We start from the raw sequence: 334 nt of genomic DNA on the forward strand, positions 1-334 counted from the left end.
GCTCTACATCTGCTTCACCTTCTAAATCAAGCCCTTTAAACCAGCCTAAATCTGCATAGCCCTCAAGCTCTGCCTTTGCCTCCTTAATATATCCTTTCTTTTGTAAAGCTGTTGAGACAGAAAGGAATCCATAACCGTAGTAAAATACCAAGTGCCTTTCTGCACGTGAGCAATGATCTGCTCTTCTTTTTTCCTTCCTTATTTGCCGATCCATATAGATTACGTTAGCCAGCTTCTTTAATTCATGACCATACTTCTCTACCTCATCCCATTTGTGCAAGTAAAAATATATATTTGTGATCTTGTGAATCGCCTCCAACTGATAATGCTCAGG

At 39.8% G+C, this 334-nt stretch carries 1 pseudogene; it reads right to left on the bottom strand.

The features are described 5' to 3' along the window. Positions 1-334 (bottom strand): annotated as a pseudogene (locus tag C1I60_RS24675) (DNA-binding protein); the annotation flags it as partial.

Source organism: Paenibacillus terrae, from assembly GCF_005217525.1.
In the GTDB taxonomy this organism is placed as follows: Bacteria; Bacillota; Bacilli; order Paenibacillales; family Paenibacillaceae; genus Paenibacillus; species Paenibacillus terrae_C.